We start from the raw sequence: 9,803 nt of genomic DNA, 5'->3' as shown, positions 1-9,803 counted from the left end.
TCTTTTGGGCGCATAAACGGTTACTAATGGGTTGTCTTGTTTTGTTTTTTCAAGTTCCGCAATTTGTTTTTCAGAAATGCCCAAAGACCTTAATTTACCAACAGAGCTTTCTTCATCTGCCTCATTGTTTCCCTTTGATTGAAGTAAGTATTCTTTTTGAGCTAACCTCAGATTACGAGAATATATTGCAAATAGAGGTTCATCTTTTTCGACGAGCTCTTGGGACTCCTTGGTATAGAGCTTTTGTATCCACCCTTCGACATAAGAATGGATATGGACCACGTTATCTTCATCAGCTTTAATCATCCCAAATGCCCGAATAGTGGGAATCAATGGTCCTTCTTCAACGATAGCCGTTCTGACACCCAAGCTGTTAATAACTGCAGGTGAGATAATAATGGTAGTTTGGTCAGTCTTCTTAATGTCTTTCTTAGGCTCTTCATAAACAGGAACAAGTTCCATGTTCATGCGTGATTTTCCTGGATGATCATAATGAATTTGAGGCTCCATAGCATCAATCCAATATTGAACTTTCTTTGAAGAGGAGGGAGACGCAGATGATGTGAAGTTCCGAATAGCAAAGTAGACAACACTGAAGGTAAGGAGAGCTAGGCCCATTACCAAGAGTCTCCTTTTTCTTTTACCTATTTTTATGTTACTCTCTTGAACATTCATACAATGAGCCTAAAGATTGAAATTAGTTACACTCAAATTATCGCAAATTCTATATTAACAAATTCCTAATTTCCCTGTTTAAACTAGAAGAATATAGGTTACATTCCAATTTTGTGGGCTGTGAAAATATGAATTTTATGAACACCTGAAAATTAACTTATGTGACAGAAACTTTTTTTGAACCTTACATAGAATTCCCACTAAAGCAGTTCTTAGAAAGAGTTTGTTCTCATTCTTAAAGTCGCAAGAGAACCTTGCTACTGTAAATTGGCAAAAAAAACTGCAAGAGGAAACGTCATTCTTGGTACGCGCTTCATGGCCAAAATCAGAAATGCGCATAGCCCCATCAGAAGTGGATGATATACTAAGCCTCCTAGATTTTACTCTAAGTCGCGTAATGGAACCTCCACCCTATCATTATGGTGCAATTCTTACAAAATGAACATAGTATCAACTCATCAACGGGATGTGCCATGAAAAAGCGTCAAATCAGTGTTGCCCTACCAAGAGGTAGGATCCCATGGCTCATTCACCTGTCCACAATAACAGCGAGGCTGTATTATTAGCCTATCATTTCTTATTGGTACCTGCATTTTGCTGGTCATAATTATCATCATACATCATTCCATGATGTTGATTGTCTTGCATCATCCCCCCATGCTTGTTCCCCATATTGGAACCACAACAAGCCATCATGTCATTCATTGATCCCATGTTAGAATTGCAGCAGTTCATCATGGTGTGCATATTTTGCATCATGGTCCCCATATTTCCATGCATACCTCGCATTTGTTCTTTCATTTTTGCATCGGGCAAGCTAACCATCATATCTGTCATGTCAGCATCCAGTTGCTGCATTTGATCTTGCATTTTTTCTATTCTTTTCCTCATTTCGACCATCTCTGGCGAATCAGTTGATTTACCTTTATCCGCCTTGCTAGTCGAGGACTCCACACTATTCTTGTCCTTGCCATCTTGAGCATAGACAACAGAAAATGACAACCATAACACGCTAAATACCAGTAGCGATTTCATAAAAGTTTTCAAGTTAACCCCCTCTAGATCTGTTACAATTCATTGCTATAGTCCATAATAGTTATAAATAATTAATAATTTATGAAAAAATGCTGAAATCAATACCTCAACACCATAAATCTGCTTTACGCCCTGATAGCAATCGATTTTTTTAAGTTCACGACGAGACTTACTTAAGAGTCTAGTAAAATGAGATAATCAGGACTTGGTATCCTTGTATTAATTCGAGTGATTTATATCAATAAAGAAGAAAATACAAAGATCGTGATGTGTTGGGGATTTCCTTAGAGAGTCTCTATAAAGACTCTGTCCAAGTTTACAGAGTAACTATACGTATTTAGAGTGACTCTAAGACCCGCTCTAGACGTTGCCTTACTTCTTTTGCAATTAGGTTTATTTCGGGTCGTCCCACAAGATTTAGTATGGCATTTGGGTCCATAATTTCTACATTTACCTGATCATTGTCGTCTACCCTTAAGACTACATTACAAGGAAGAAAAGACCAATAGAAGAATCAATTTTTAAGGCATTATGGGCAAAATTAGGGTTGCAGGCCCCTAAAATAAGGTAGGGTGACATTTCCTGATTTAGCTTCTTTTTCAAGGTTGCCGCCACATCTATTTCTGTTATTGTGCCAAAACCTTCCTTTTCAAGTTCTTTTTTTACTTTCTCAGTAGCTACTTCGAAAGTATAAGGAACTACTTTACCAAAACCATATTTGTTTTTCACCTTTCATCTCCATCTTATCTATTTTTAAATTTGAGAGTTCTTTTAATTACTGGCATGCCCTTATAATAATTATACTATATCTGGGAGAGTTTAGATTTAGTTAATAAAATAAAAGGAGATTACCCCCTAACTGATAAGTTATCCCAAAACTAAAAGAAAATTCGAGCAATTTAGGTTCGCTTGAGGTTGTTTTTCTACTTAATAGAAACTTTCTCGCTCGACCATCCCTGCTCTATACCTCTTTCTTTAAAATAGGAAACTACACACCGGATTGAGCTTAAACCAGCTCACTATATATTTTGACCTATTGATCTTTCGATTTAGAATAATTCAAAAGGCTCAGCCCATTTATAACCACAATTAAACTCGTTCCCATATCCGCTAATATTGCCATCCATAAGGAAGCCATGCCCCATAGCGCCAAAACAAAAAAGATAATTTTAATTCCGATCGACATAACAATATTTTGAATCAATTTGTGCCATGCATGGCGACTGAGATACATAAAAAAAGGTAACTTACCAAAATTATCATCCATAAGGACGACATCCGCCGTTTCCAACGCCACATCCGTTCCAGAATGACCCATAGCAAATCCGATACTTGCTTTCGCAAGTGCTGGAGCATCGTTAATACCATCCCCCACCATCCCCACTTTGTTATATTTCCGTAACAAAACACCAATTGCAGTGAGTTTCTCTTCTGGTAACAAATTGGATTGAATATCATCAATGCTGAGCTTCTGACCGATAGCTTGAGCGGTTGTTGGGTTATCGCCAGTAATCATGGCTATTTTAATCCCAAGTTTGTGAAGAGCTTGAATTGCCCAATAACTTGATTCGCGCAATGTATCTGCAACGGCAAAAATCGCTAATACCTCAAGCTGGTCTCCCAATATTAGTGTCGTTTTACCCTGCTGTTCGAGTTGCTTTAATATGGCTTCAATTTGCGTATTGCATACATTTTTTTCTTCAGCAAAGCGATGATTACCTAGAAAATACTGTGTGTCATCAATTATACCAACTAATCCTCGTCCAGGAACGGTTTCATATTCATTGACGGATAATAGGTCGCCAAGTGGTCCCAAAATTTGCCAATGGTTTTAATATAGCATTAGCAATTGGATGTTCTGAGTGCACCTCTAAGCTAGCAGCAAGGCGTAGAATGTCCTGATCAGAAATTTTAGTCATATTAATAACATCAGTAACTTTAGGTTTTCCTTCCGTAAGAGTTCCAGTCTTATCAAAGGCAATTGCTTTTAAATGACAACCTTGTTCGAGATAAACTCCTCCTTTGATTAAAATACCTTGTTTAGCTGCAGCGGTTAGAGCACTTACGATCGTCACCGGCGTAGAAATCACCAAAGCACATGGGCAGGCAATGACCAATAGCACCAAGGCCTTATAAAACCACGGGTAAAAAGGATCCTGCCAAATAAGTGTCGGTAAAATAGCAATTAAAATAGCTAAAATAACCATCGTTGGTGTATAATATTTTGCAAATTGATCAACAAACCGTTGTGTTGGAGCTCGTTCACTCTGGGCTTGTTGAACAGCACGAATTATCTTAGCAAGTAAAGTCTCGTTTGTGTGAGCTGTAACCCTAAATTCAAATGAACCTCGTTCGTTGAGTGATCCTGCAAAGACCACATCTCCAACATTTTTCTCAACAGGAATCGATTCGCCCGTAATAGGTGCTTGATTTACACTCGTGCGCCCTTTAAGCACGATTCCATCTAAAGGAATACGTTCTCCAGGTTTTACCCACACCACATCATTATCCTGGATTTCTTGAACAGATTTAATTTGCCATTTGCCCTTTTCCGTTTGCACCGTAGCAACATCTGGTGAAATCTCCATTAATCGCTGGATAGCCTGTCGTGCCCTATCTAAGGAATAACTTTCAATTGTTTCAGCTAGCCCGAAAAGAAATGTTACCATAGCTGCTTCTGGCCATTCCCCAATAATAACAGCTCCAAGAACAGCAATTGTCATCAAAAAATTTATATTAAGTATGAAATTTTGTACAGCGCGTAACCCTTTAATAAAAATTTCACGTCCACCCACCACCATAGATGCGATTGCTAAAACTATGATCCAGGGAGAATTTTCAACATTCGTCTTAAATGCTACAATCTCAGAAGAGGCAGCTAATAATCCTGAAATGATTATGTTCATCCAATCCTTAGTTGTTACGTGAAGTCGCAACAATCTAAGCTGTTTGTCGGTATAAGAGCCATTTCTTATATGAGCTACTATACCTAATGAGACCAGAGCTTTTTGGATAACAGAGACATCAAATGCCTGATGGGTCACAATTAATTCTTGTTTAGTTAAATTAAATTCCACATGTCCTACATTAGGAAGGGACTTTAATTTTTTACGTATCAGCTTTTCTTCAGCTGGGCAGTCCATTGTGGGTATAAAAAATATCGTTTTCTTCATTTCTTTTCCAATGCGACCATTTGGTTTTCACTTTAGCATTGTCTTTGCTTCCATAGAAGAAAAACTGTCGGAATCATACATATTTTTTATAAAAACGACGCTGTTAATGGCTTGATTTATCCATTCAGAAAGAGGGTAGCAGGAGTAAATTATTATTGGCTTTCAACTGGAAGACATGAAATTCACATAAAGATAGATAAACAGAAAACTAGGGGGCTTTTATCTTATTACAGTATCCCTAACAACGAGTTACGAATTATACTTCTTGAAATGAATCGCTCCAATTCATTCAAAGTACTAAACTCTTTGGTGAAAAAAAACATAAATTCCTAAAGAAGTATGCTACCTAATTATTTCCTCCTTTTAGATTGTCAACTATTCATAAGAAGTTCCAATCTCCACAAGCCCCTCCGCCACACCATCCAGCTTATGAATCTTGAATTCCACCTTCGCTATCGGGTAGTCCCCTGGAAATTTGAGGTACGCCTGTAAGTCTGGCAGCTTCATGAGGCGATCGGAATGAATTGTGGGTTTTTCTTTACGTTGATCGTTGAGAGAGACGCCATCACGCATTTGGTGAGCGCCGTAGGAGATGTTCTCCATGGTCTCAGAGACCTCTTGAACACCCAGCCATTTGGACATACGCTCGGCAATCTCTGCGCCCTCGATGCGAAATACGACTTTTGTGCTACAGAGGTTCGCAATCGACTTGACAATGTTGTGGCCGTAAATCTCATCTAATTGACTCATATCCTGGGCTCCAAGGATTGCGCAGCCGCCATACTTTCGGATTTCAGCCAGCATCATCTGGAGCTTCGGCAATTTCTTGATGGCTGGAAGCTCATCAACGACGATCCAGAGACGCCGTTCTTGACTGTGGGGAAGACCCATCAGCGCATCGGTCGCGATTGAAGTCCAAAGAGTCATGAGCGGTGCAATTTCCTCACGCAGCTGGGGAGGAGAGGATAAGAACAACCAGCCTTCGTTTTTCTCATCTTGTACCCATTCCCGAATGGAAAAGGAGCGATCAGTTTCCTTAAAAAACGTTATACATTCCGTATGAGCTTGCAAGTTTGAACGCACCCCCATCACCGTCTCAGCGGCGTCCGAATTCACGATTGCTGCCGCTTGGGTGTCACTATAAAATGACTCGATTTCACGGATGGGGCCGTTGGTGGCGTAGCGCAAGAACTCTGTGTTGTTTAGGCGATTGAGCGCGAGCAGCTTTTCAGCTGTTGCCATAAAAACCACCCGACTGGCTTTCGTCCAATAAGACTCATTCCCTTTGTTATCTGAAGGTATGAGAACCGAGGCTATTAGGCGTATATGATGGGATTTCGGACAGTCCCCCCAAACATGCCAAGGTTTTGAGCGCGCATCCTGCGGGTTCAATATGATATCCTTTTCAGGTCGATAATACTTTTCGATAAAAGCGCCCGTCATATCAACAATGATCGCGCGCTGCTTTTTAACTCGAATCTGTTGCAACAGCTCGTGGATACAATTTGTTTTGCCGGACCCCGTCGTTCCAATGATCAACGTATGCTGCTTCTCCTTATCTTTGATGAGTGGCACGCCCGCTAGCGTCAAATCAGACGCCTCCTTGCGGTTTCTGATCAGTTTTTTAAGCATTTTAGCTGACACAACTTCTGTTCCGGATAGGATACGCTTACGAGCAGTAGAATGCCCTCTCCACAACCAGATCCCACAAACAATCACGAATACCCAAAACGTGACACGGAGGGAAAGCCAAGCATTGTCAATGATCTGCTGTTTTACATTTTTGGCATGGATTTGGTGTCTGCGATCCTTGTGGATGTCAATTGAGCGAACGATCCTCTGAGTTCCATCCGGATTAGTGTAATATTGAGTCAGTTTATGGGCCTTTACAAATGGAATACTTATTTTAAATTCTGCCCAGTAATAAGCCCAAGCGGCCGAGCGTTCATAGGGTGTATAATCAAACCAGCTCTTCGTTCCAAAGAACAAAATGCCTATCAGCAAGGATGTGATGATTGTGACAACCAGCACTTGACGAATCATATGAAGATTATGAAGGGTAACCTGACCACCCCGAGTAAAAGTTTTCATCATGGATATTGCTCCCTTCTAGTTGTTAAAAGTGTCACACATCTAGGTTTTTGTTTGTTAAGCGATTGAATAATTTCCATTTGACTTGAAGGTGTTGTGGTAAAGTGAAGCATGAAAGGATGAAAAAGATGAGTGAAATATCCAATAACTCTACCGAAACTCCTTTGGAAGAAATTCCTAAGATCAAGGTGAAGTTTTACCGTAATAAGCGTATTTGTATTACGGCTTTCATGAGTTTCTGCATCTTTCTTGCTACAGAAAACCTCTTTCTTTTCCTCTTGTCCCATGTGATGTTGACCCTGTCTTGGGACTGGTGGTTCTTTACCTATAGAGGCTATAAAGACTCTTTGCGTGCTCCTGAAGCCTATTTCCAATGGGCTAAAGTGACTACCCAACAAATGGATGAATTTAATGCATTCATGATCAAGTTGCGCCGTATAGCTTTTCCAATGAGTGCATTCATGGCCCTCACTTGTTACTTTTTTATTGAAGAAGTTGGTTACTACACTGCTTTTCTCTTTACCTACCTTGGAATTGTTTTCATCCCTTCTGGAATTGCGATGCTGTTGGGAAAAATAAAGTATCCCTATTGGTCGCCCAATCAGAATCAAGCAATGCAATGGTCCTATCCCATGAGTGTTATTCATAGCCCGATGTACAATGCCGCTTCGGATAACAAGCTGGCAAATCCCTACTCTTGATGGCAATGGATTTATGAAGGATAAGTTCAAAATTATTTCCTTATTTTATTCCAAGATTTCATTATAAGCCCCTTGCTCTTCTCACCTTCAAACGCCTGGTCGGGTGCATCAAGTTCCCCTCTAAACTCTTCATTGTTGAGAGGGACTTTGTGTTGATCTATGGTCTGTCTAGTTTCTTGTCGACGAGCCTGCAATGTTGCTTCTAGCTCGTAACCACCTTGATTAAGATTGTGCTTCTGCCGCACATCCTCGAGGCCAGGATTGTTTGTAGGCGTTGATTTTATGTTTTGCCTCAAGTCCGTATTGTGCTGAGAAACATCTGCCCTCGATGAGAGGTTACTTGGTTGCATACTGGTTTGGCTCTTATCCAAAAATCCTTCGATATCTTTTTGGTAAGCGGAGGGATTTTGTGTTTGCCAAGCTGCTGCTGCCACCCGATCTCCCCCGAATCGTTTGTCTGCAACAAAAGCCAGGGATGAATCATTGAGATTGCTGCCTGAAGCAATTCCTTTTTGCCTCTGGAGGGAGGCAGTTTCGCTCCACATTTGAGACTCTTGGAGGCTAGCGGTCGCCTGTTCTGAAAAGTTTTCTGCCTTGTTGAAATGTTGTTGAGCCTGGTCGAGTTTTTGACTTGAGAGGGTATTACTGGTTGATCCTTTATTGTCTTCAACATATTGCAATCCATGACTTAAGTTATCGGCAAACTGCTTCGCTTGCCCGCTTTTAATGCTCTCTGAAATGCCTTCACTATCTCTGGCAGAAGCCTGCAATTGTCCCCCAAGGCTCGCAGCAAGCTTTCCAAAAAAGCCAGAATTCTGTCCCCCAGCACCACCCCCCATTTCAGCACTCGCGCCAAGCAATATATTAAATGCCTTATCTTCAGAAATGTTATGATCCTTGGCAAATTGCTTGGCGATATCCATGGAATTTGATAGAGATTTTTGGGCACTTGCTGAGCCTGATTCTCCAAATGTTTCTGTAAATCCTTGGCTATCCGCAAGGCTCTTGGTTAAGGAGAACAACTCGTTCATGCCCATTTGAACTTGTTGACCTGCTGCTTTCGTGTGGTTGAGGGACGACTGCATGGCTACTTGACTTTGAAGTCCTGACATGGCGCTCACAGCATCGTTTTGAGAGACGTTAGTCCCCAGCTGCGTTTGATGTTCTTGCAAGGTGAGCTGACCTTCGGTCCCATACAGGGCTGCCATCTTTCCATCATCAAAACGAGAGCCATAATTGAAGGAGGAGCCAAGCTGTTGTTGAGCGATTTGGGAATTGGCTATGGAACGCGTATGCAAATTTTGTGCATCGAAGGAGACATTACCATCAACCACTTCGGCACCAGCTTTGCCTGCGAACGCTTCACCACTTTGGGTGAAGGATGAGGACAGTTGAGAAAATGCATAGCCACCACTCCAAAGAAGGGCATAAGAAATGAACGGAACTGAATATTGCAGCCCCATCACAAAACAGTAGGCATTGTAGGCCGCATCGGCTAAGCCATTCTGGGTCATGAGGTTAAGACCTTGCCCATACCCCATCATTTGTGAGGCTGTGCTTTGAGCAGCAAACATATGGCCCAAGGCATTTAGGATCGCGAGCAAGATCGGCCAGGTGGCGAGCCATGCCATTACCTTTACCCATGTGACGAGCAATCCGATTCCTCCGGGCAAGAAGGTCATGGGAGCCATGACGGCAAAATAAATGAGAGCAAGGGTAAAGATAATGGTGTGAAGGATCGGGATTTGTGAACCGGACAGGGCGGCTTTGACAAGAAAGGAACTATCCTGCTGTGCTATTCCACGATCTGCATTCAAATGCGCGAGTTCAGCGCTATTGCGACCCAAACCAAGCTCATCCCGTTTGTCTTGCAACGCTCCTCGATAACTATTCAGCATTAATTCTTGCTGAATGATGTGGGCCGCATCACTGGAGCCACGTGCGAGATATTGCCAAGCATCTCCAAAATACTGCTTCAAGCGGCGCGTCTGGGCTTCTGCATCGCCTTTAACATCGAACATTTTCATGGTGAGGGATTTGAAGCCCGTTTCGACTTCGATGGGAATGATCTCTCTCACCCTGACGGCACATTCACGACAGTTCATGAAAGCTGATTGGCCATTCGGTT

5 protein-coding genes and 2 pseudogenes are annotated in these 9,803 nt (G+C 41.6%); 1 reads left to right on the top strand and 6 read right to left on the bottom strand.

Annotated elements, in window-relative coordinates; genetic code table 11:
- The 5 genes and pseudogenes from K2Y18_09985 to K2Y18_09965 form a co-directional block, all read right to left on the bottom strand.
- The coding region (locus K2Y18_09985; GenBank protein MBX9806058.1) for an efflux RND transporter periplasmic adaptor subunit at positions 1–618 on the bottom strand (618 nt) is incomplete at its 3' end.
- Between the two features lie 627 nt (positions 619–1,245).
- Positions 1,246–1,722 carry a hypothetical protein gene (locus K2Y18_09980; GenBank protein ID MBX9806057.1) on the bottom strand — a complete coding sequence of 159 codons (477 nt, stop codon included), beginning with the start codon at positions 1,720–1,722 and terminating at the stop codon, positions 1,246–1,248.
- A gap of 325 nt (positions 1,723–2,047) precedes the next feature.
- Positions 2,048–2,439, bottom strand: a pseudogene (locus K2Y18_09975) (DUF302 domain-containing protein).
- 304 nt (positions 2,440–2,743) lie between these two features.
- Positions 2,744–4,883, bottom strand: a pseudogene (gene cadA / locus K2Y18_09970) (cadmium-translocating P-type ATPase).
- A gap of 375 nt (positions 4,884–5,258) precedes the next feature.
- Entirely contained in the window at positions 5,259–6,983 is a 1,725-nt protein-coding gene (locus K2Y18_09965) for a type IV secretion system DNA-binding domain-containing protein (GenBank protein MBX9806056.1), read from the bottom strand.
- Positions 6,984–7,102: 119 nt separating this feature from the next.
- Here K2Y18_09965 and K2Y18_09960 point away from each other — a divergent pair, with 119 nt between their 5' ends.
- The gene (locus K2Y18_09960) at positions 7,103–7,675 is read left to right on the top strand and encodes a hypothetical protein (GenBank protein ID MBX9806055.1); all 573 of its coding nucleotides are present in this window, start codon (positions 7,103–7,105) and stop codon (positions 7,673–7,675) included.
- A gap of 32 nt (positions 7,676–7,707) precedes the next feature.
- Here the strand turns inward: K2Y18_09960 and K2Y18_09955 are convergent.
- On the bottom strand, positions 7,708–9,803 hold a 2,096-nt coding region (locus K2Y18_09955), incomplete at its 5' end, for a conjugal transfer protein TraG N-terminal domain-containing protein (GenBank protein ID MBX9806054.1).

Source organism: Alphaproteobacteria bacterium (assembly GCA_019746225.1).
Classification (GTDB): Bacteria; Pseudomonadota; Alphaproteobacteria; order Paracaedibacterales; family VGCI01; genus VGCI01.
The sequence above is the reverse complement of the archived record's forward strand: the minus strand, read 5'-3'. Positions and strand labels throughout refer to the sequence as shown.

What these genes read in the sequence shown, in the direction of transcription:
- K2Y18_09960 (MBX9806055.1), top strand. Translation starts at nt 7,103, where the DNA reads ATGAGTGAAATATCCAATAACTCTACCGAAACTCCTTTGGAAGAAATT.